The organism is Holophaga foetida DSM 6591, assembly GCF_000242615.2.
Classification (GTDB): Bacteria; Acidobacteriota; Holophagae; order Holophagales; family Holophagaceae; genus Holophaga; species Holophaga foetida.
Map to the genome: position 1 here is coordinate 505,348 of NZ_KI912269.1, position 20,603 is coordinate 525,950.

A 20,603-nucleotide genomic window follows, 5' to 3' on the forward strand; every position below is an offset into this window, starting at 1 on the left:
AGCAATACGCATAGATAACCTCGCCGGAAGACACACAGTCTATCTCCCTGGCGAGGTTCCACAAGGCTTTCACAAACGCGAATGGTGCCGGGGGCCAATGGGGATGGCCTGCGGTGGCCGTTCGCGACAGGTTGCCCGGATCCGCAGTCCCTTTCCCCCCCGCCCCCGGCATCCGGGGTTTAATGGAGGGATATGGAAAGCCGTGACCGCGCCTCTCTGAATGATCTCCTGCGCCTGTTGGACGTCCCCGCCGCTGCCCTCGGGGCGGCGGATGCCCGGCTGCGCTGGACCTCCCCTGCCGGGCTGGCCCTGATCCTCGCCCGATGGGTGAGCGAGAACGGACGCATCCGCTCCCTATGGGTAGAGGCCCCCTCGGAAGCCGAAGCCCAGACCCTGGCCCAGAATCTGGGAGTGCTCCTGCCGGAAGCTGGCGTGGCCTTCTTCCCGGGCATGGCCCCCTTCGTGGGCGGCGAGTCCAGCCCCCCGGGCATGGTCCAGAAGGAGCGCCTGGGCACCCTCATCGGGCTTCTGGAACGCCGGGTCCAGCTTCTGGTGACGGGGCCCCTGGCGGGCCTTGAACGTCTGCCCCACCCCACCTGGTTCGAGAAGCAGAAGCTGGTCCTGCACCAGGGCGAGGAGGTCCCCAGGGATCTGCTCCTGGAGACCCTGGTGGCCCTGGGCTACCGCCGCAGCGAACTGGCCTCCAGCCCCGGGGAGTTCAGCTCCCGGGGCATGGTGGTGGACCTCTGGCCCGATCACCTGGAGAACCCCCTGCGCCTGGAGTTCTTCGGGGACGAACTGGAGAAGCTCAGCCCCTTCGATCCCGACACCCAACGCCGCACCGGCGAGGCCACACCCCAACTCATCCTCTACCCCCGCTTCGAGGGCAACCGCGGCACAGGACTCATGAATGCCGTGGAGAGCCGGGCCTCCAAGACCCCGGAACCCGAGGATGACCTGGCCTTCCGCCGGGAGCGCCTGGCTTCCCAGGGCCACTTCCCGGGCGAGGAGCTCTTCTACCCCCTGCTAGACCATTCCAAGGGCCAGCTCACCCACTGGGTGCCCCCCTGCCTGCGCCTGAAACTCGAAGCCAGCTGGAGCGAAGCCATCCGCGAGAAGGAGAAGGCCCGCATCGAGGAGGGTCTGGCCACCCTGCGCCGGGGCGGGGTGGTGTGCCCCGACTTCGAGGATCGCTTCGCCCCCACGGACCCCAGCCGGGTCACCCTTCACCTCACGGAGTGGCAGAACGAAGCCACCGTCCCCCTCCAGGCCCAACCCGTGCGCGAGTTCCAGGGCCGCCTCGGCGAGATGGCCGAGTGGCTGCGGGAACTGGTGGCCACTGAGCACCGGATCTTCCTGGCGGGCTCCACCTCGGGCATGCGGGACCGCCTCGGAGAGATCCTGGCGGAGTACGAGCTGCCCCTTTCCCACGGAACCCAGACGGGCTGCCGGGCCGTGCATCTGCCCCTGGCCTCCGGCGTCTACCTCAAGGAGCCGCGGCTCCTGGTGCTCACGGAGCGCGAGGTCTTCGGCCGCAAGGCCATCCAGCCCAAGGCCCAGAAGAGCCGCATGGCGGCTTTCCTCTCGGACCTGCGGGATCTCAAACCCGGGGATCGGGTGGTGCACCTGGACCATGGCATCGGCGAGTTCACGGGCTTCGCCACCATGACCGCCGGGGGCATGGAGCAGGAAGTTCTGCAACTCCGCTACGCCGACAACGGACGCCTGAACGTCAACCTGGAGCGGGCGGACCTTCTCCAGCGCTACGTCTCGCCGGACGGCAGCACCGTGCCCCCCCTGGACAAACTGGGGGGCGCCTCCTGGACCAAGGTCAAGCGACGGGCCAAGAAGGCCATCCGGGACATGGCCGAAGAACTGCTCAAGCTCTACGCCAAGCGGAAGCTGGAGAAGGGACACGCCTACAGCGAAGACGGCCCGGAGATGGCGGAGTTCGAGGCCACCTTCGCCTACGAACCGACCCCGGACCAGATCGAAGCCACCGCCGCCATCAAGGCGGACCTGGAGTCCGACCGCCCCATGGACCGCCTCCTGGTGGGGGATGTGGGATTCGGGAAGACGGAAGTCGCCATGCGGGCCGCCGCCAAGGTGGCCCTGGACGGCAAGCAGGTGGTGGTCCTCTGCCCCACCACCGTCCTCTGTTTCCAACACTTCCGAACCTTCAAGGAGCGCTTCGCCGGGTTCCCCCTGCGGGTGGAAATGGTCAACCGCTTCGTGGACCCCAAGGACACCAAACAGATTCTTGAGGACGCCGCCGACGGCAAGGTGGAGATCCTCATCGGCACCCACCAGATCCTGGGGGGCCGCACCAAGTTCCCGGACCTGGGTCTGGTGGTCATCGACGAGGAGCAGCGCTTCGGCGTGGCCCACAAGGAGAAGCTCAAGAAGATGCGGGCCAATGTGGACGTGCTGGCCATGTCCGCCACCCCCATTCCCCGGACCCTCCACATGAGCCTCACGGGGCTGCGGGAGATCAGCCTCATCGAGACCCCCCCCAAGAACCGCCTGGCCATCGAGACCGTGGTGGCCCCCTGGTCCGACGAACTGGTGGCCAGCGCCATCCAGTTCGAGATGCGCCGGGGCGGGCAGGTCTACGTCATCCATAACCGGGTGGAGAGCATCGTCAGCATCGCCGAGCGGATCCGCACCCTGGTGCCCGACGCCCGGGTGGGGGTGGGCCATGCCCAGCTGAGCGACGAGGCCCTGGAGCAGGTGATGGTGGGATTCATGGAGGGTCGCCTGGATGTGCTGGTCTCCACCACCATCGTGGAGAACGGCCTGGATGTGCCCAACGCCAACACCATCCTCGTCCACCGGGCCGACGCCTTCGGCCTCAGCCAGCTCTACCAGCTCCGGGGCCGGGTGGGCCGCAGCGATGTCCCGGCCTACGCCTACCTGATGATCCCCGGCAAGGGCGAGATCACCGAGGATGCCAGGAAGCGCCTCCAGGCCCTGGAGGACTTCTCCGAACTGGGCTCGGGCTTCCGGGTGGCGGCCATGGACCTGGAACTGCGGGGCGCTGGCAATCTCCTGGGGGGCGAGCAGAGCGGCCAGATCCACGACATCGGCTTCGAGCTCTACCTCAAGCTCCTGGAGGAGACCCTGCAGGAACTCCAGGGCCAGCCCTCCGGCACCTTCGAAGTCAAGGTCGAGCTGGGACACGCCCAGCTCTCACGCCGCTGGGTCGATATGGCCAGCGAGCGGCTGGTGGCCTACAAACGCGCCAGCCGCCTGCGTAGCGAGCGGGACCTGGAGCTCTACCGCCTGGAACTGGAGGACCGCTTCGGCCATATCCCCGAGGACGACGAGGAGAGCGCCCTCTTCTTCGAGCTGCTGCGGGTCAAGATCCTGGCCCAGGCCATCGCCGTCAGCGAAGTGAGCCTGGACAAGGGCAAGCTGAAGATCCGCCTCAGCCCCCAGACCCCCCTGGATCCCGGCAAGCTCATGGGCTGGGTGACGAGCCGGAAGGGCGTGAACTTCTCACCCGATGGAACGATATTGCTGCCCATTCATACGGCATCCCAGGCGGTGCTGGAGGCCCAGGAGATACTGAGGGAACTGGCCGGGGCGTAAAGTGAAACCTGGTGCCCCAGCTTCGCGAAGCATTCCAATTCGATACATCGGGATCAACGGGTGAAAGGGCACCTGACCCTACCCTCTCGGAGTTCCCCATGCTCACCCCCCACTTCCTCCTCACCGCCATCATCGTTGTCCTGATCCCGGGCACCGGTGTCCTGTACACAATTTCCGTGGGTCTGCGCCTGGGGCGGCGGGCGAGCGTGTGGGCCTCGCTGGGCTGCACGGCGGGGATCATCCCTCACCTAGCAGCGAGCACATTGGGCCTGGCTGCCCTTCTCCACACCTGTGCCCTGGCTTTCCAGGGGCTGAAATACGCGGGAGCCGCCTACCTCCTCTACCTCGCCTGGGGCATGTGGCGGGACAAAGGGGGCTTCAATCTGGGGGAAACTCTCGCCGAGGTTCGACCCCGGGAGATCGCCCTCAAGGCCTTTCTGATAAACATCCTCAACCCCAAGCTCTCCATCTTCTTCCTGGCCTTCCTGCCCCAGTTCATCACCCCCGGCGCGCAGGGGCCCTTGACCCAGATGTTCGGCCTGAGCGCGATCTTTATGGCCATGACTCTGGCGGTCTTCCTGGTCTATGGGTTCCTTGCACACACCTTCCGCAAGACCATTCTCGACTCGCCCCGGGTCCAATCCTGGCTCCAGCGCGGATTCGCCGCCACCTTCGCCCTCCTCGGCCTCGACCTCGCCCTGACCGAGCGCTGAACCGGAGAGAACCGTCGCGGAACAACCCGAACGGCACTGGTGATTCCGCGACGGCCCCGCCCAACGCTAACTCTTTTATTTTAATCAATAATATTGTTCCACAACCAGATCTCCAGCACCTTCCCCCGGGAGGCAGCCACGACGGGAGTGGCACCCCGCGGAAACGCCCTGGAGGGTGGTGACACAGCCGCACCCCGTGGCATGATGGATTCAACTACCGCAGCCCTTCCGGCTCGGCCACCACGGAAGGGCTCTGTCGGTTCATGCTGAAACTCATGTCCTCTGCTCACAAAACCCAGGTAGATCTGGGAGGGCTCATGACGGTGCTGGGCCAGCACCTATACTCCACGCCCACTGTGGCCCTCCGGGAGCTGGTGCAGAATGCCCATGATTCCCTGGTGCGGAGGCGGATGGAGGATCGGGACTGGACCGGTGGAGGGCGTATCCAGATTTCCGGGGATCTGGCAAAGGGGATCCTGCGAATCACGGACCAGGGAGCGGGACTGACGGAAGGGGAGATCCACGGATTCCTGGCAACCATCGGTGTGGGCTACACCCGGACCCTCCGGGAGCGCTCCGGCAGTGAGGAGCTGATCGGGCTCTTCGGGCTGGGCTTCCTCTCTGCCTTCGTCCTGGCCGAGGAAGTCATCCTCACCACCTCCTCGTATCAGGAACCTCATCGAGGCTGGTGTTACCGCTCCTGCAACGGCCAGGACTACCACGTGGCGGAGGTCGCGGCCCGCCCGGAAGTGGGCACGGAGGTTGTCCTGCACCTGAGGGCGACCTACCAGCACCTCGCTGGCCCCGGCGCCCTGGCGCGCATCCTGGGCAAGTACTGCGCCCTCATGCCCGATCCCATCTACATCGAGGATGCTTCCACCCCCCTGAATGATCTGACGCCCCCCTGGCACCGGGAGCCCGGCGAGCCCGTGGACCACCCGGTCCAGTACCGACGGAAGTGCATGGCCTTTGCGGAACGCTTCGAGGACACCTTCGCCCCCCTCTGCACCCTTCCCGTGGAACCCACCGGCGCCAGCGACGCCATCGGCCTGCTCTGGATCCAGGACGGCAGCAGCTACGCCACCAGCGATAACCGCAACCTCTCCATCTTCGTGCGGGGCATGCTCCTCGACGACGACGCCCGGGACCTGATCCCCGCGTGGGCAGGGTTCGTGGGCGGCGTCATCGAATCCAAGCGTCTGACCCCCACCGCCAGCCGCGAGGACATCCAGAAGGACGACGTTTACCACGCAGTCCGATCGGCCCTCAAGGAAGCCCTGGTGGAGGGCCTCTCCACCCTCTCCAAGCAGGATGATGCGGCTTGGCGGCGGGTCCTCACTCGCCACAACGAGGCCCTTCTGGGGGCAGCGCTCTGCGATCCCCGCCTTTTCTCCCTGCTGGCGGACTCCCTCTGGGTGCCGACCTCCCAAGGGGATCTGCCAGTGCGGGCCCTGATGAACCAGGGCAATCTGCATGTGGCTCTGGGAGGCGGGGACGGCTTCGAGGACATGCTATTCCGCGCGCTCCAGATCCCCGTTGCGCGGGGGGACCGGTACGCGGTGATGTCCTTCCTCCGGGAGTGGGTGGTCCAGCGGGGCGGGCGTCTCATCGAAGTGGGGACCCAGCACGGCAACCGCCAGCTCTTCGCCGAAGACGAACTGCCCCAGGAGGACCTGGACTGGCTGACCGCCCAGCTGGGGGATGGCGAATTGCTGATCCCCGCCCACTTTGCTCCGCTGGATCTGCCCCTGGTGGTCGTCCCGGACCGTGAGGCCGAACTGAAGCAGCGCCTGGAGGCCGATGAGGCCGACGAACGCATTTCCGTGGCCGCCCTGAAACTCGCCCGGGCCTTCACCGCCCGGATCGATGGCACCACCTTGACCCGACTCTATGTGAACCTGGACAACCCGGCCGTCCAGGCGGTGCTGGAAGCCCGCCGCAAGGGCGCCAACACTGCGGTACAGGCCGCCCGGACGCTCTGGGCCCTGAAGGTCCTCCTGAGTTCGAGAAGCGATGAGGGGAGGCTGAACCTCAAGCAGGCCCTGGCCCAGCTCGGCCAGGCGACCTGCCAACTGGTCAATGGGACCGGACAGCCCTGAACGCGAGAGACAGGAGAACACCATGGAAATGTGGACCTGGGTGGAGAGCCTCCAGAATGACCTGCGTGAGAGCGGATACGAGCGGCTCGCCGATCTCATCGACCAGATCCCGAACGATGTGAGCGAAAACCGCCCCGAACGGGCCGCTGCCGCCCTGCCGGAAGCCCTGGCGGGTGCCCGAGCCATCAAGAACCCCTGGCTGGAGGTCTTCCTGCGCCACTGGGGAATGCAGAACCGCATGAACAACCTCTCAGAGGGAGAGGTGGCTCTGTCTGAGGCCACGGCCCTTCTGGACTTTGCGCACCGACCCGAAACCCGGCAATGCCCCCAATCGATCTGCGTGACCCAGGACATCGCCAAATGCTATGGCAACCTGGACGGCCCAGGCTGGGCCCAGGAACGCCTGGAGGTCTGCCGGGAAACCCTCGCCCGCATCGACACCTCCTGGCCCTGCTTCGACTGCCTTTCCCGCGAGTACGGTGACGCCCTCCTGGACCAAGGGCAGGCCCGGGAGGCCATCACCTTCCTGGCCCAGCAGGCCAAGGCCATGGAGGGGGCGGGCGAACCCGCCGAGTCCCGCTACCAGTGGAAGCAGGCCGAGGCCCTCTGGCGATCAGGGGATCGGGCCGGAGCCCTGAAGGCCTACCGCCACATCGACACCCTGGAGGACGGGATGGCCGAGGACGACCGGGTCGCCCGGCACCTGGACATGGCCTGTATCCTGGCGGAACTCGGAGAAGTGGAGGAAGCCCGGGAAATCCTCCCCGCCTGGAGTGATTTGACCCCCGGGGATTACACCACCTGGGCCGAGACGGCTGGCCTCCTGGCCCGGCTCCAGCCCGACCTCAACACCTGGAGGCTCGGAGCCCGTCTCCAGATCGCCCTGGACCACCTGATCAAGGTGGGGGCGCACCGCAAAGCCCTGACCGTCGCCAGGGAGCACGGCCACGCCGCAGTCACCCGCGGCGCCCGTCGGACGGCGGAAGCGGCCTTGAGGGCCATGGAGGGGCGCCTGCCCCACCTCCGACACCCCATGGACGCCCCTGGGATTGTGAAGACCCTGGCCGAGGCCGTGGAAACCCTGCCCCTTGCCCAGGACCTGCCCACGGCACCGGAGGCCCTCGTCGAGCACCTCCAGTCTCTGGAGGAGCGGGATCCGGAGAGGGAGCTGGGCTGGCTCCTGAGCGCCCACGCCGCCCGCCCCGAGGACCCCGACCTGCTCCAGGTGCTCCTGGACGCCTTCCATGCCTGCGAGAACAGAGACGAGGCCGAGACCCTGCTCTGGCAGCAGCTGGACAAGCATCCCCAATGGCGCTTCCTCGCCTATCGCCTGCTCAACATCCTCCTGGATGCCCAGAATGCCGCTGGCATCGAGCGCCTCCTCCTTCAGGTGGAGCCAGCAGATCCTGCCACGGCTTGCTGGATCCGGGCTCGCTGGGCCTTCGTCCAGGCCAAGTGGGAGGAGGTCGGTGCCGAGGCGGAGCGCCTCCTGGCCCTGGAGGAGGACGATGACGCCCGGGATATCTGGGCCCGGGCCGCCATGGAAGCGGGCGACTTCCCCAAAGCTCTCACCCTTCGCCAAAGCCAGATGGAGCGCCGGGAGGAGCTGGATCGCGGACTATGCTGGGAGATCCTCACCGCAGCTACGGCGGCGGAAGCCTGGGATACCGTCCGGGAGACCGCAACGAAGCTTGAGATGGAGCTCACGGGCGAGAGCGGAGTTGTCGAAGAAGCCTGGGAGCGGGTTTATATCGCTTTCAAGGAAGAAGGCGTGGAGCGCCGCTATGCTGCCCAGCGCACAGGCCCGGTCACGGCCCGGATCCTTGAGCCCTCAGCCCCCTCGGCCCCCCAGCATGCCCAGGACTGGATCGTGTTTGATGCCCGTCCCCTGGAACAGGCGCCCGAGGACGAGGAGGAGCGGCGCACCTTCACCTTCACCTATCGGCACGTCCATCAACTTGAGGAAGGCGCCTTTGACAGCAGCTGGCTCCTGGATGGGGTGGACCCCGGAGATGAACCCTACGGGGTCCTGCGGGATGGCCTTTGGGACAAACAGTGGGCCTGTTGGGTGGTCAGCGGCACTGACTACCGGGTTCAGGACCCCTCGGGCCGGGAGGAGGGCCTGCCGGGCATCCTGGTGCTGGTCGCCACGCCGAAAACCGTCCCCCCCGCCGAGCTCCACCGGACCCTGGGGGAGCTCACCCAGGGCTGGGAGCACCCCATGTGCTGGCGCGGCCTGGCGGAGCGGGTCGACCAGGACTTGGCCCACCACCTGGCAGTGGAGGAACGATACGGGCTGTGAACCCCCTGACTCCACCCCCCGCTTCCTACTCGCGGCTCGTCGCCGAGCTTCGACTAGAGCGCAGCAATCCCGCCAGTCCTGGGCAGGCAGGCGGAACCGGGTGGGCGGTTCCAGGTAGAGTGGGGTAGACTCAAGACCCTTCCCAAGAATCAGGCTCCACTCGCACAGGAGGTCCCTTGCCCACCCGACTCACTACAATCCTGATGCTGGCCCTCCTGCTGTTCCTGCCGGGAACCGCATCCGCCCAGCGCCCTGAACACGATGCCGGCGAATTCGTGATCATCAGTGCCCAGTACGGCACCGAGCGCCATCACGTGGACGTCACCCAACGCCTGCGGGAAGGCGCCAAGCGGGACCGGATGTTCCGGGCCAGCAACGCAACCTTCGGGGTGGACCCCGCCGAGGGCAAGGTAAAGACCCTGCGCATCTACGCCCGAGGCCCCCATGGCCGGGAAGAGGTGTTTGAATACCGCGAGGGGAGCATGGTCGATGGATCCAAGTTCCGCGGCTGGGGCCGAGGCGACTGGGGCAGCGGCAAGGATCGCTGGAGTGGGCGCTGGGGCGGAGATGAAGGCGAGTTCCTCATCCTGAGCGCGCAGTACGGAACCAGGCACCACCATGTAGACGTCACCCAGCGCCTGCGCGAAGGGGCCAAGCGGGACCGGATGTTCCGGGCCAGCAATGAGACCTTCGGAGTGGATCCCGATCAGGGCAAGGTGAAGACCCTGCGCATCTACGCCCGCGGCCCCCACGGCAGGGAAGAGATGTTTGAATATCGGGAGGGAAGCATGGTCGATGGCTCCAAGTTCCGCGGCTGGGGCCGAGGCGAATGGGGCGATGGCAAGGACCGCTGGAGCGGCCGTTGGGACGGGGAGCACGGAAAACACTAACCAAGGCTCACGATTGTCGGCGAAGCGAAGCCCAATCCACAGATCCTGAAACGCCCCTGCTCAGTCTGCCCCACACACTGGATCCGCGACCCTGAGGACCTCAGGTCCGGAACAACCAGGACAGGAAACCGTCCGCGCCCCTTGCGGGGCAAGGACGGTTTTTTTCCGTGCACCCAGCGGACCGAACCGCGAGCACCCTAGGCCGCGCCGTTCACCATTACCTCAATGCGGCAGAAGGACTTCTTGACCATCAGCTTGAGGATGCTCATCAGAAGGTGGATCATGTCGGCCTCCGTTTCCCAATCGCACCAGATCGGTACCACTCAATAGTACGCCTGTATCATGCAGCGGTCAATAGGCAGAGAAAAAAGTCTGTAGACCACTTCTTTATTTGCGTTTATCCAAATTTATCCGCGGCCGGTTCTGCTTTTCCCACCATTCCGAATTCCATGGCGGAGGCGCCGCCGGGTGACTACAAAAGTCTTAACCCCGAGGCCCCCTCCTGCACCCCCCAGAACCAGGCTGCACCAGTCCTTACGTCGAATCGCAAAAGCATTGTACGATTAGCATTGAGAGGCAATTGAGCAGACCATGGAAATGAAGGCAGAAGTCCCCGATCCAGGCCGGAAGAGTGGAGATAAGATCCAAGTCCTTTTCCGCTCCTATGACATACTTATGTCCATAGCCAACCATCCCGACGGTTTGTCTCTGCGCGAAATCGGCCACTACGTTAAGCTGCCCCGGTCCACCGTTCGACGAATCATGGACACGCTGGAAGAGCAGAATATCGTCATCACAGCGCCTTCGACCAGCAGGTACCGGCTAGGTCCGACCTTGGCCTTTTTCGCAGCAAACATCTACCCCTTCGATATCGGGAAAATTGCTCGGCCAATGCTCATGCACCTCGCAAGCATGACGGACGAAAGCGTCTATCTGTGTGTTACGACCCATGGAATGGCCGTTGTTGTGGACCTGATTCCCGGTGTCAATCCTCTCCACTCGGTCGCAACGATGGGATCATCACTTCCCCTCTATGCAACGGCCTGTGGCAAGGCACTTATGGCCACCATGTCAGAAAAGGAACTTGAAGACCTGCGTCTTCAGATGAAACTTGTCCATCTGACGAAGAACACCATCACCGATTGGGAAAAGCTGCTCATTGAAATTGAAACCATCAGGACCACGGGCGTTGCGCTCGATCGGGAAGAGTACCAAACCGGCATCACCGGCATCGCAATACCGCTGAAGGGCCCAGGCGGAGAGCTTGGCGCCATCAGCATCATCCTGCACACCGAGCGCTATCAGGTGATCGGCGAGCACTTGGTCCAGTTTCTCCTGCATGGGATACAAGCGTTACGCTGGACGAGATAGGATCACCCGCAGGTGCCACTGGTCCTGCGATTGCAGGCATTCAGGCCCAGCCATGGGAATCCATCGACGTCAGCGGAAAGGCCTAGTTCACAGCCGCGATCATGGCCTTCACATTCTCGATCCTGGCGTTGGCGGGAATGGTGCAACCGGCGGACAGGATGAAGCCAGGCCCCATGTCCTTGATCAGCCGGGTGCAGTAGCTGTGCACCTCGTCGGGGGTTCCCAGGGCCAAAAGCCCTGCGGGCACATCCCCCTTGATGCACATCTGATCCCCGATGGCCTCCTTGACCTTATAGATATCCGTGGCGCCATCGGTCTCGAACACGCAGCGCCCCTTGGGGAAGCTCTTGAAGAAATCCAGATCACGCTCCCAATTGGAGTCGATGTGGAAGTTCACCACGGCGCCTTCCTCGATGATCATGTCCGCGATCTGCTTGAGGTACTTCCACACGAACCTTTCCCAGAGCTTGGGCGAGAAGAACTCGCTGGCGCCCCGGGCAGGAGAGATGAAGACGTAGGTGGAGTTGGTGGCCTTGATCTGTTGGCGTACCTCCTGGAGCACATCCTCCTGTATCAGGTCGAGCACGGCCGTGACCTTGTCGGGGCACCTCCGGAGATCACCGATGAAGCGCGGCATGGACCGTCCTCCGCTGAGCTTCTCGTTGACCAGGTTGATGACCAGAGGTGAATAGACAACATAGCCAGCCTCCTCGAAGTTCTTGACCATTTCCGGGATGCCCATGACCTCCTCCATGATCGCGGGCAGATCGATTCCCAGGCGCTTGCTCAGGAAATCCGCTTCAAAGGGCCGCCACCCTTTGTTGAGAATCGTGTCGTAGTCTTCCACGGTCATCAGTTCCCGCTCATCCAGCTGCCAGAGGCTATCGGGCGGAAGCTCCTTGCCGGGCATTTTGATGTGGGTGAGAAAACCCAAAGGGAAGAAGGGGGCTGGAACAAAGGCGAAGTCGAGACCATCCACCTCGCCCAGGGCCTTGGTGGAATCCAGCATCACCTTGCTGGAAGCCTTGAGGCTGCTGCAGAAGTCGGCCATGGGCACCCCCATGTGCCTAGCGCAGAAGCTATCGGCCATGTACACCAGCGGGGTGCGATCCGGCTTCTCGAGGGCGACAGCCTTGCGGATGCGCTCTTTTCGTTCGGTCAACAGTTCGGCATTCGTCTTCATCTATGCACCTTGAAAAATGGCCAGGGGCTCAATCCCGTCCCCTGAAGAAGTTGAAATACGACGGTTCAAAGCATGGAAGCCAGCCTTGAGACCGCAGGTGGAGAGCAGTAAACGGAGTGAATCTAGTTCATATATTCAGAACGGACAAATAGTTAACTGCCATTTGCCATATAGCCTCCGATCGTAGGGCCGCTTCGGGACCTCAGGGGCGTACCCCCGCTTAACAGGGTGGACATGTGTACTGCCAGATGGACTGCTTGCACCGAATCTAGAACAAGGCATCCCGCCGCGCAAGGACTTTTGTCCGCATACCGGATCTTTTATGTCCGCATTGCGGACACTTTTGACAGCAGCCCCCCTGCATGCCCTCGCCATCCGCATGAGACAGCGGAGCTATCTCACACCACAACAACCATGTATAACCCCATTATGCAATACTTTACAAATGAAGGCAGCGGATCAACAAGACCCAGGAAAGCCTCCCGCGACTTGATATGACCACGGAGGGAGAGGGAGGCGGAGGCACGTATGCGTGCCATAGCCCCCCTCTCCCTCAGCCATCCGATGTCCATATGGTGAGCCAGCGAGGTGAAGGCCATCCTTCCCCCTCGCCCAGGCTTTGCTTGGTGCAATGAACGACTACAAAAGGGGAAGTAGATACCAGGGCGATCAAGCCCCCTCCACACCCCTCTGACCGATACACTTCCAATTCCCAAAAGAAAACCGCCCACGCCCCGAAACGGGCGTGGACGGCCTCTTCAGCTAGGCGCTCAATGGATGACCGGGGGCCTTAGGCTGCGCCGATCACCATCGCGCCGATCCTGCGAAAGGACTTCTTGACCATGAGTTTGAAGATGTTCATCAGAAGGTTGATCATGTCGGCCTCCACCCCCAGTTTTTTTGAACCCGACCCGCACCAAAAACGCGCTTACTCGGTACCACCTAACAATACGGCCGTATCGCCATCCGGTCAATGGGTTGCCTAAAAAAAACCTGCGGCACAGATGCGGGATCCGGCTTGCCCTTCTTCAAACCCGGGTGTAACGTCCCATCGGCCCATGTCATCCCACGGGGAAGAACAGGAGAGAACCATGATCGAGAAGAAGAAGGTCTACAAGTGCGCCAAGTGCGGCAACCTCGTTGAGGCGCTCTGGAACGGAAAGCCGAGTCCCGTATGCTGCGGCGAAGTCATGCAGGAACTGGTCCCCAACACCACCGATGCAGCGGTCGAAAAGCACGTGCCGGTGCTGGAACGCAGTGGCAACACGGTAAAGGTCAAGGTCGGCTCGGTGGCCCACCCCATGACCCCTGAGCACTACATCCTCTTTGTGGAGGTCCTTCACGGCCAGGATGTGTACCGCCACGACTTCAAGGAAGGCGACACCATCGCGGAAGCCTGCTTCCTCATCCCGGACGATGGCCAAGCCCTGGTAGCCAGGGAGTACTGCAACCTCCACGGGTTCTGGGCCACCAAGTAGCCCAGTTCCCTTCCACCGATCGGGCCCCACCAGGGGCCTGATTTTCTGTACGGAGCCATAGGGTCTTTGAGGTTTGGCTTGGGGGACAGGTAGGGAATAATAGCCACAGCCTTAGTAACAGAAATAAAGCCTACCACGGCAAGTCCCGGAGCCCATTCATGTCCCACATCTCAGAAGATCTATTCCACTTCCAGGCATCGCTCGAACAGGCCGGCTCCTCCCTGGAGGACTTCGTAAGGGACAACTACGTCAGCAAGTGGATGAGTGACGAGCTCTACGCGGCCATGGCCATCCGGACCACCTTCGTCTCGGCGGTCCACAACTTCCTGGTGGGCGAGGGACTGCTGAACCTGGAGCGCATCCAGATCAGCCCCATCACCGACCCCCTGGCCCACGACGTCGAGCACGTGCCCACAGTGCACTACAAGGGCATGCCCTACGTCACCACCCATTCCATGATCTACCACAAGTTCATGTCCTGCTTTAACCCGCGATTCAAGGGCGTCTTCGTGGATTCGCCCAACATCCGGCTGGAAATCGAGAGCCCCCAGCGCAAACAGCGCGGCAAGTACCTGATCGACTTCTCCCAGATCGACATCGAGCTGCGACGCAACCGGGGGATCAGCCTGGAGGACTACAAGAACGATGTCCCCAAGGTGAAGCAGCTCCTGAAGGAGGACTTCGAACGGGCCATCGATTTCTTCGAGCGAATGATCATCGCGGCCGTGAGCGCCATCGTCCGGAACAACGAGCCCGAGCTTGAGGCCCTGGGCGTCTCCCTGGAGGTGCCCACCCAGCCATTCCCCCGCCTCAAGCACACCGACATGCTGAAGAAGCACGGTAAGGCGGACCTGGATGCCAAGGCGGGAGCGGAAGTGGACACCCAGTTCTTCTGGGTTGTGGGCCTCATGCGCGAGAACTACGACCTCATCTACCCCTACCTCTGCCCGGACGGCAGCAAGATCCCCTTGGCCGAATTCGACTCGGACATGATCTTCAACTACGACATCTGCGCCAAGGCCAGGAACCGGGAGACGGGCGAGTTCACCCCCGCCCTGGAGGTCCTCTCGGGCGCCATCCGGGAATGGCTCTACGAACCCATCGTGGAGCGCCTGCTGGACAACAAGATCCTGCGGGAGCGGCCGGTTTTCGAGGGAGGCAACCTCACCAACATCGGAGAACTGGACGGTTACGGCCCCTTCCTGAGCACGGTGGCCATGAAGGACGGGAACGGCCAATCCCTGTTCCCCGACACCATGGGCGGCGGCATCGGTGTGGAGCGATTCCTTTACTCCATCCTGAGGGGCGCCAAGATCGAGAAGATCGACGACATCACCTGCTTCGGCAAGAACCCGGATTCCTTCCCGATCTTCCTGTTCTAACTTCACCCCGAAGGGGCACGCGGAAGTGCTCATGATGAAATTCACTTAATATTGCCGATCTATTTTCACGGCAGTTCATTGTCCTTCTGCTTTTATCCTGCCCATCCTGCATATCCTGTTGAAAAGCTTTGAACAGGATATGCAGGATGAGCAGGATGAAGAGAACAAACAACGATCAACAGGGGCTGCTAAGTTCATGATTTGCCGCCGCATCCCAGCGTGCGGTTACGTTACGTTTGACGGCGAATCGGTATCACTCCTCCCGGAGTCCGCAGGGCAGATCCGAGACCTTCACCTCCGGGTGGTGGTACCTCGGATAGGCCGGGGTCTTCTTGCCGTATTGGAGGGCCTCCTGGGGACACCATTGGATGCAGGCGAGGCATTGCTGGCAGTGGTGCTGCCAGGTCGGTTTCCCGTCCACCATGATGATATTGCTAGCGGGGCAGACCCTGGAGCAGAGACCGCACCCGTTGCACTTGGCATCCACCCAGAAAGAGCGGTCCAGGGTCGGCACCTTGCTGAAGCTCAGACGGTAGATGGCCGTGAAGAGGATGCGCTGCCAGAGGGGCCCCCGCTCCACCGGAGCAGAGCGGGCTTCCCGGATGAGAGGGGCGATGGATTGAAGCTTGGCGCCAGCCTCGTCGAAGCGGCGCCGCAGCAGCGGCTCAGAACCGGGTCCGCCCCAGGGAATGTAGTTCGAGGGCATCACCAGGGACCAGCCCGCCTGGAGGCGCCATCCCCTGTGTGCGCATGCGTGGTCGAGCTGCACCAGGGTCCGGCTCACCTGCCCCGCGTTCACCGCCAGGGCCCCCAGCCAGGCACTGGCGGGCAGTTCCAGGCGGCTCAGGAAGTCCAGGACCGCCCCGGGTAGACCCCAGACATGGACCGGGAAGACCAGGACGACGGCCCCGGGGGCCGGCCTCACCGCACCAGGGTGCTGGACCATGGCCTCGACCCGGGCATCGCCGATGAGTTCCGCCAAGCGCCTGGCGGCCCACAGAGAGTTGCCGGTGCCGGTGTAGTAGTAGAGGGTTGTGGTCATGGAACTGTTATACGCCGGATTGAGCTTTGGTTTCAGCGGGATCCATCACAAGCGAAAACCGCCCGTCGAAGACGGGCGGCAAGGTATTCCGATTGCGCCGTAGGCGCAGGCTCAAGCGTGCTTCTGCTTGAGGTTGTCGTGCTTGGGGAACCACTTCTCCCAGTAGACCACCACGGGGCTCGCGATATAGATGGAGCTGTAGGTGCCCGTGATGACGCCGATGAAGATGGGGAAGCTGAGATCCCGCAGGGCGGGGCCGCCCCAGGCGAAGAGGCAGAAGGCCACGAAGAGCACGGACAGCGAAGTCAGGATCGTGCGGGACAGGGTCTGATTGATGCTGTCGTTCACCAGCTTGGTGATGGTGACCCGCCGGTATTCGGGCTTGTGGCTGTTCTCGCGGATACGGTCAAAGACCACGATGGTATCCGACATGGAGTAGCCCATGAGGATCAGGAAGCTGGCCACCACCGGCACCGAGTATTCGAAGCCGAAGAGGGTGAAGAGGGCCATGGCCATCAGGAGATCGTGGAGCAGGGCCACGATGCCGCCGATGGCGAAGCTGGCGGTGAAGCGGAACATCACGTAGACCAGGATGGCACCGAGGGCCCAGGCCACCGCCGTGAGGGTCTTCTTGGTCCACTCGCCGGAAATGGAGGGCGAAAAGCTCTCGTTCTTGAGGAAGGCCAGGTTGCCCAGGCGGTATTCCTTCTGCACCTGATCCTTCAGCACCTGGGGCAGGCCCTGGGGGAGCTGCACGAAGCTGGTGAGGGGGGCGAACTTCTCGCGGGTATCGGTCAGCTGCTTCACGTAGGGCTCGTAGGCCTTCCGCATGGCGGCCTCGTCCCCCTGGATCCCCAGGGGATTGGACTTGACCCATGCGGTGGTGAGCACGCCCACGGACTCAGTGTTGAGATCGGGACGGGCGTCGCTGGCCCTGCCGGGGTCCAGGCTGCGGAGAATCTCCCGGATCTGGTTGATCTGGAGGGTGGAATCGTTCTCGTCCTGGCCCTTCCGGGACTTCACCTTGATGGAGTAGTCCCGCACGCCCTTTTCGCCCTCGTAGGCCACCACGGCGGCGTCCCCGAAGCCACCCTTGGCCAGGGCGGCGCGGACGGCATCCTGCGGCACGTCCCCGTGGAAGCGCACCTGCATGTCGATGCCACCGGTGAACTGCATGCCCAGCTTGACCCGGCTCCGGGTGCTGCTCCAGGGCTGCGCGATCAGGATGCAGACCACGATGAGGGTCCAGGAGATCGCCAGGGCGTGGACCTTGTATTTCATGAAGTCAAAGTGGGGCAGGTTGTCGAATATTCTCATCGTTCGTTCCTGTTACACGGAGAGGGTCTTGGTGCCCGGATGACGTTCCAGGATCCAGTCGTAGATGAAACGGCTGATGTAGATGCTGGTGAAGAGGGAAGCCACGACGCCCACGGTCAGGGTCACGGCGAAGCCCTTCACGGGTCCGGTGCCGAAGATGAAGAGGAGCAGGGCGGCGAAGAGCTGGGTCACGTGGCTGTCCACGATGGTCCAGAAGACCCGGTCGAAGCCGGCCTGGATGGCTCCGGCCACGCTCTTGCCACTGGCCAGTTCCTCGCGGATGCGCTCGAAGATGAGGATGTTGGCGTCCACGGCCATGCCCAGGGTCAGGGCGAAACCTGCGATGCCCGGCAGGGTGATGACGGCGTTGAAGCTGCCCATCAGGCCCAGCATCACGATCAGGTTCACTGAAAGGGCCACGATGGCGTTCACCCCGGACCAGCGGTAGTAGAAGACCATGAAGGCGACGATGACCAGGAAGCCCAGCAGGGCCGCCCGGACGCCGGAGCGGATGGAATCGGCTCCGAGGCTGGGGCCCATGGACTTCTCCTCCAGGAACTTCATGGAGGCGCGCATGGCACCGCTCTTGAGCTTGAGAGCGAAGTCGTCCGCGTCATCCTTGGTGAAGGAGCCCGTCACGCGCACACTGCCGCCGGGGATCTTCTCGCGGCAGGAGAGGTTGCTGACGATCTTGCCGTCCAAGATGATGGAGATGAGTCGCTCGCTCTCGGAGGCCAGGCCCGTGAGGGTGGCGAAGTCGTCAGCTCCCTTGCGGTTCAGGGTGAAGTTGATCTCGTTGGCGTCCGTCTGGTTGTTGACCACACGGTTGGCATCCACGATATCGCCGCCATCCACGTAGACCTTGCTTTCCACGAGGTGCCAACCCTTGATCGACGCCTCGGTCCCGGGAGCGGACTTGGTGCCACTCAGCTTGCCTTCACGGCGCAGGTCCCGGTCGGAGACAGGCTCGGGGAGCAGTTCGGTCCCTGGGGGAAGCTGTCCCCCAAAATGGGCAATGGCGGAATCCTTGGAGGGGAATCCCTGGTAGCCCGTGGGATCCTGCTTGGCCTTGATCCGCTGCTCCAGGCGCCCTGGGGTAGCCAGGAGCCCCTTGATGCGCTCCCGCTCCGCCTCGCCCACACCAGGCAGTTCGACAATGATGCGGCTTCCATCGGCCCCGCTGGCGGTAATCTCCGGCTCAGCCACACCGAACTGGTTGATTCGGTTCTCGATGATCTGGAGGGCACGCTTGTTGGCGTCCTCCTTGACTGCCGTCTGATGGGAAGCCGTCTGGGTCATGCGGACCGCATCCCCCTGGAAGGCCACATCGTACTCGCGATGGAAGGTTTCCAGCTGCTTCTCCATGGTGGGTTTCTGGTCCGCCGAGACCCCGGTGATCTTCAGGGCACTCCCATCCAGGACGACCTGGGCATCCAGCAGCCCCTTCTCCTTCAGGCGATCCTGCACCTTGTCGCGGGTGAAGCGGAGGTCCGCCTCCAGAGCCTCATGGCTCTGCACCGCCAACTCGAAGTGGATACCGCCCTTGAGATCCAGACCCAGCTTGATCTTGGAGAGGGGTACAAAGAAGAACGCGCAAGCGCCACAGACCAGCAACGTGATGATCAGGCGCAAGAGACTCCGTTTGCTCACGAAGGGCTCCCACAAATGAAGGATGGGCGGGAATGCTCCCGCCCAGGCTTAAGAATCAAAAAACCAGGGAACAGGCTAGTTCTGCTGCTGGGGAGCAGGTTCATTGGCGAAGGCCACCACAGCGGTCTTGCGGGCCTTGACCACCGAGTTGCCAAGCTTCAGGTAGAGGGTCTGATCCTCAACCCGATCCACGATGGCGTAGAGACCGGAGGAGAGCAGAACCTCGTCACCGGCCTTCAGCTTGGAAAGGCGCTCCGCCATCTGCTTGCGAGCCTTGCTCTGGGGGCGGATCAGCAGGAAGTAGAAGATGATGGCCATGGCCGCAAAGAGGCCGAGCTGGGCGATCATCGGGTTGCCACCGGCTTGTGTCAGTAGGGCGAAGTACATTCAGGGCTCCTCGGTGTTCCAGTCGTTCCGTACTGTGTGCGCGAATTCGGGAAGGCGTTCCTCCAGAATGGCTTGTCGCGCAGCTCGGGTCAGTCCAACAGTGTAGCTCAGGTTGTGGATGCTGTTGAGAGTGCAGGCCAGAAGCTCCCCGGCCTTGAAGAGGTGGTGGAGATAGGCCCGGGTGAAGGTGCGGCAGGTGTAGCAGTTGCAGTTCGGATCCAAGGGCTCGCCGGATTCCCGATGGCGGGCGTTCTTGATGTTGATGCGGCCGCGGGAGGTGAGGAGACGACCGTGGCGGGCCTCCCGGGTCGGCAGCACGCAGTCGAAGAGGTCCACCCCGCACTCGATGCCAAAGAGGAGATCCTCCGGCGTCCCCACACCCATGAGATACCGAGGCCGGTTCGAAGGCAGGAGCCTGACAAACTCCGCCAGGGTGGCATTCATGGCCTCCTTGGGCTCGCCGACACTGAGGCCGCCCACAGCAAAGCCCTGGAAGGGCCTTCGGGCGTCGATCTCAAGGATCTGGTCCAAGTGGGCGGTGCGCAGATCGAGGTGAGTCCCCCCCTGGTTGATGGCGAAGAGCCCCTGGTGCTCCGCCAGCGGATAGTCCCGGCAGCGGGCAAGCCAGCGGATGGTGCGGGCCATGGAGGCCTCCAGCTTGGGACGTTCCATCTGGCCGTGGGGACACTCGTCCAAGGCCATGACGATATCCGAACCGAGGTTCCGCTGGATCTCCATGCTGCGCTCGGGGCTCAGGAACTGGGGGGAGCCGTCGAGGTGGCTCTGGAACTTGACCCCCTCCTCGGTGATCTTGCGCAGGGAGGCCAGGGAGAAGACCTGAAAGCCCCCGGAATCGGTGAGGATCGGGCCGTGCCAGCCCATGAAGGCGTGAAGCCCCCCCATGCGGGCGATGAGCCCGTCCCCGGGACGGAGACCGAGGTGATAGGTGTTGCCCAGGATCACCTGGGGGCCGATCTCGGAGAGCTGGGCCGGAGTAACCCCCTTGACGGTGCCCTGGGTCCCCACGGGCATGAAGGCGGGAGTGAGCACCCTGCCGTGGGCCGTATCGAAATGCCCTGCCCGGGATCCGCCGTCCTGAGCCACCGTATTCAATAAAAATTTTTCATTCATTTGGGCCAAAAATCCAATCCAGCGAACAGGAGAGAGTCATGAAGGAGAAAAGCCAAGCCCCATGCGG

14 protein-coding genes and 1 pseudogene are annotated in these 20,603 nt (G+C 63.2%); 8 read left to right on the plus strand and 7 right to left on the minus strand.

The window, feature by feature from the left end; all coding sequences use genetic code 11:
• Nucleotides 1-192 precede the first annotated feature (192 nt).
• From mfd to HOLFODRAFT_RS0217695, 5 genes and pseudogenes are all read left to right on the plus strand, one after another.
• Nucleotides 193-3,591, plus strand: a complete 3,399-nt coding sequence (mfd, locus tag HOLFODRAFT_RS22185) for a transcription-repair coupling factor (RefSeq protein ID WP_005035094.1) — start codon at nt 193-195, stop codon at nt 3,589-3,591.
• 98 nt (nt 3,592-3,689) lie between these two features.
• Nucleotides 3,690-4,304, plus strand: coding sequence for a LysE family translocator (locus HOLFODRAFT_RS0217680; protein ID WP_005035092.1), 615 nt, complete (start codon nt 3,690-3,692; stop codon nt 4,302-4,304).
• 263 nt (nt 4,305-4,567) lie between these two features.
• Nucleotides 4,568-6,372 (plus strand): annotated as a pseudogene (locus tag HOLFODRAFT_RS0217685) (ATP-binding protein); the annotation flags it as partial.
• Nucleotides 6,373-6,425: 53 nt separating this feature from the next.
• Nucleotides 6,426-8,705, plus strand: coding sequence for a tetratricopeptide repeat protein (locus HOLFODRAFT_RS0217690; RefSeq protein ID WP_005035089.1), 2,280 nt, complete (start codon nt 6,426-6,428; stop codon nt 8,703-8,705).
• Nucleotides 8,706-8,881: 176 nt separating this feature from the next.
• Nucleotides 8,882-9,595: a hypothetical protein gene (locus tag HOLFODRAFT_RS0217695; RefSeq protein ID WP_005035087.1), complete on the plus strand. Its 714-nt coding sequence runs from the start codon at nt 8,882-8,884 to the stop codon at nt 9,593-9,595.
• A 197-nt stretch (nt 9,596-9,792) separates the two neighbouring features.
• On the opposite strand, the gene HOLFODRAFT_RS25615 is transcribed toward HOLFODRAFT_RS0217695, so the two are convergent.
• Nucleotides 9,793-9,918 carry a hypothetical protein gene (locus HOLFODRAFT_RS25615; protein WP_280113212.1) on the minus strand — a complete coding sequence of 42 codons (126 nt, stop codon included), beginning with the start codon at nt 9,916-9,918 and terminating at the stop codon, nt 9,793-9,795.
• 268 nt (nt 9,919-10,186) lie between these two features.
• Between HOLFODRAFT_RS25615 and HOLFODRAFT_RS23625 the strand changes: the two genes are divergently transcribed.
• Nucleotides 10,187-10,966 (plus strand): IclR family transcriptional regulator, encoded by a 780-nt coding sequence (locus HOLFODRAFT_RS23625; RefSeq protein ID WP_005035085.1) that lies wholly within the window; start codon nt 10,187-10,189, stop codon nt 10,964-10,966.
• 82 nt (nt 10,967-11,048) lie between these two features.
• Here the strand turns inward: HOLFODRAFT_RS23625 and HOLFODRAFT_RS0217710 are convergent, their stop codons facing one another.
• Nucleotides 11,049-12,149 carry a uroporphyrinogen decarboxylase family protein gene (locus HOLFODRAFT_RS0217710; RefSeq protein WP_005035082.1) on the minus strand — a complete coding sequence of 367 codons (1,101 nt, stop codon included), beginning with the start codon at nt 12,147-12,149 and terminating at the stop codon, nt 11,049-11,051.
• A 1,091-nt stretch (nt 12,150-13,240) separates the two neighbouring features.
• Between HOLFODRAFT_RS0217710 and HOLFODRAFT_RS0217725 the strand changes: the two genes are divergently transcribed.
• Both HOLFODRAFT_RS0217725 and HOLFODRAFT_RS0217730 read left to right on the plus strand, forming a co-directional pair.
• Complete coding sequence (locus HOLFODRAFT_RS0217725; protein WP_005035076.1) at nt 13,241-13,627, plus strand: desulfoferrodoxin family protein; 387 nt, start codon at nt 13,241-13,243, stop codon at nt 13,625-13,627.
• Nucleotides 13,628-13,785: 158 nt separating this feature from the next.
• A complete protein-coding gene (locus HOLFODRAFT_RS0217730) occupies nt 13,786-15,009 on the plus strand; it encodes an amino acid--tRNA ligase-related protein (protein ID WP_005035073.1) in 1,224 nt (407 codons plus the stop codon).
• 253 nt (nt 15,010-15,262) lie between these two features.
• Here the strand turns inward: HOLFODRAFT_RS0217730 and HOLFODRAFT_RS0217735 are convergent, their stop codons facing one another.
• The 5 genes from HOLFODRAFT_RS0217735 to tgt all read right to left on the minus strand — a co-directional run bounded on the left by HOLFODRAFT_RS0217735 (nt 15,263) and on the right by tgt (nt 20,536).
• Nucleotides 15,263-16,051 (minus strand): EFR1 family ferrodoxin, encoded by a 789-nt coding sequence (locus HOLFODRAFT_RS0217735; protein ID WP_005035071.1) that lies wholly within the window; start codon nt 16,049-16,051, stop codon nt 15,263-15,265.
• A gap of 111 nt (nt 16,052-16,162) precedes the next feature.
• Nucleotides 16,163-17,368, minus strand: coding sequence for a protein translocase subunit SecF (secF, locus tag HOLFODRAFT_RS23630; protein ID WP_005035067.1), 1,206 nt, complete (start codon nt 17,366-17,368; stop codon nt 16,163-16,165).
• Between the two features lie 12 nt (nt 17,369-17,380).
• A complete protein-coding gene (gene secD / locus HOLFODRAFT_RS0217745) occupies nt 17,381-19,018 on the minus strand; it encodes a protein translocase subunit SecD (RefSeq protein ID WP_005035064.1) in 1,638 nt (545 codons plus the stop codon).
• A gap of 75 nt (nt 19,019-19,093) precedes the next feature.
• Complete coding sequence (gene yajC, locus HOLFODRAFT_RS22200; RefSeq protein WP_005035062.1) at nt 19,094-19,405, minus strand: preprotein translocase subunit YajC; 312 nt, start codon at nt 19,403-19,405, stop codon at nt 19,094-19,096.
• Nucleotides 19,406-20,536 (minus strand): tRNA guanosine(34) transglycosylase Tgt, encoded by a 1,131-nt coding sequence (tgt, locus tag HOLFODRAFT_RS0217755; RefSeq protein WP_005035059.1) that lies wholly within the window; start codon nt 20,534-20,536, stop codon nt 19,406-19,408. It lies immediately after the preceding gene.
• Between the last annotated feature and the right edge of the window lie 67 nt (nt 20,537-20,603).

Excerpts from the sequence above, each read along its gene's own strand:
- mfd (WP_005035094.1), top strand. The coding sequence starts at position 193 with ATGGAAAGCCGTGACCGCGCCTCTCTGAATGATCTCCTGCGCCTGTTG.
- HOLFODRAFT_RS0217680 (WP_005035092.1), top strand. The coding sequence starts at position 3,690 with ATGCTCACCCCCCACTTCCTCCTCACCGCCATCATCGTTGTCCTGATC.
- HOLFODRAFT_RS0217690 (WP_005035089.1), top strand. The coding sequence starts at position 6,426 with ATGGAAATGTGGACCTGGGTGGAGAGCCTCCAGAATGACCTGCGTGAG.
- HOLFODRAFT_RS23625 (WP_005035085.1), top strand. The coding sequence starts at position 10,187 with ATGGAAATGAAGGCAGAAGTCCCCGATCCAGGCCGGAAGAGTGGAGAT.
- HOLFODRAFT_RS0217710 (WP_005035082.1), bottom strand. The coding sequence starts at position 12,149 with ATGAAGACGAATGCCGAACTGTTGACCGAACGAAAAGAGCGCATCCGC.
- HOLFODRAFT_RS0217725 (WP_005035076.1), top strand. The coding sequence starts at position 13,241 with ATGATCGAGAAGAAGAAGGTCTACAAGTGCGCCAAGTGCGGCAACCTC.
- HOLFODRAFT_RS0217730 (WP_005035073.1), top strand. The coding sequence starts at position 13,786 with ATGTCCCACATCTCAGAAGATCTATTCCACTTCCAGGCATCGCTCGAA.
- HOLFODRAFT_RS0217735 (WP_005035071.1), bottom strand. The coding sequence starts at position 16,051 with ATGACCACAACCCTCTACTACTACACCGGCACCGGCAACTCTCTGTGG.
- secF (WP_005035067.1), bottom strand. The coding sequence starts at position 17,368 with ATGAGAATATTCGACAACCTGCCCCACTTTGACTTCATGAAATACAAG.
- yajC (WP_005035062.1), bottom strand. The coding sequence starts at position 19,405 with ATGTACTTCGCCCTACTGACACAAGCCGGTGGCAACCCGATGATCGCC.
- tgt (WP_005035059.1), bottom strand. The coding sequence starts at position 20,536 with ATGAATGAAAAATTTTTATTGAATACGGTGGCTCAGGACGGCGGATCC.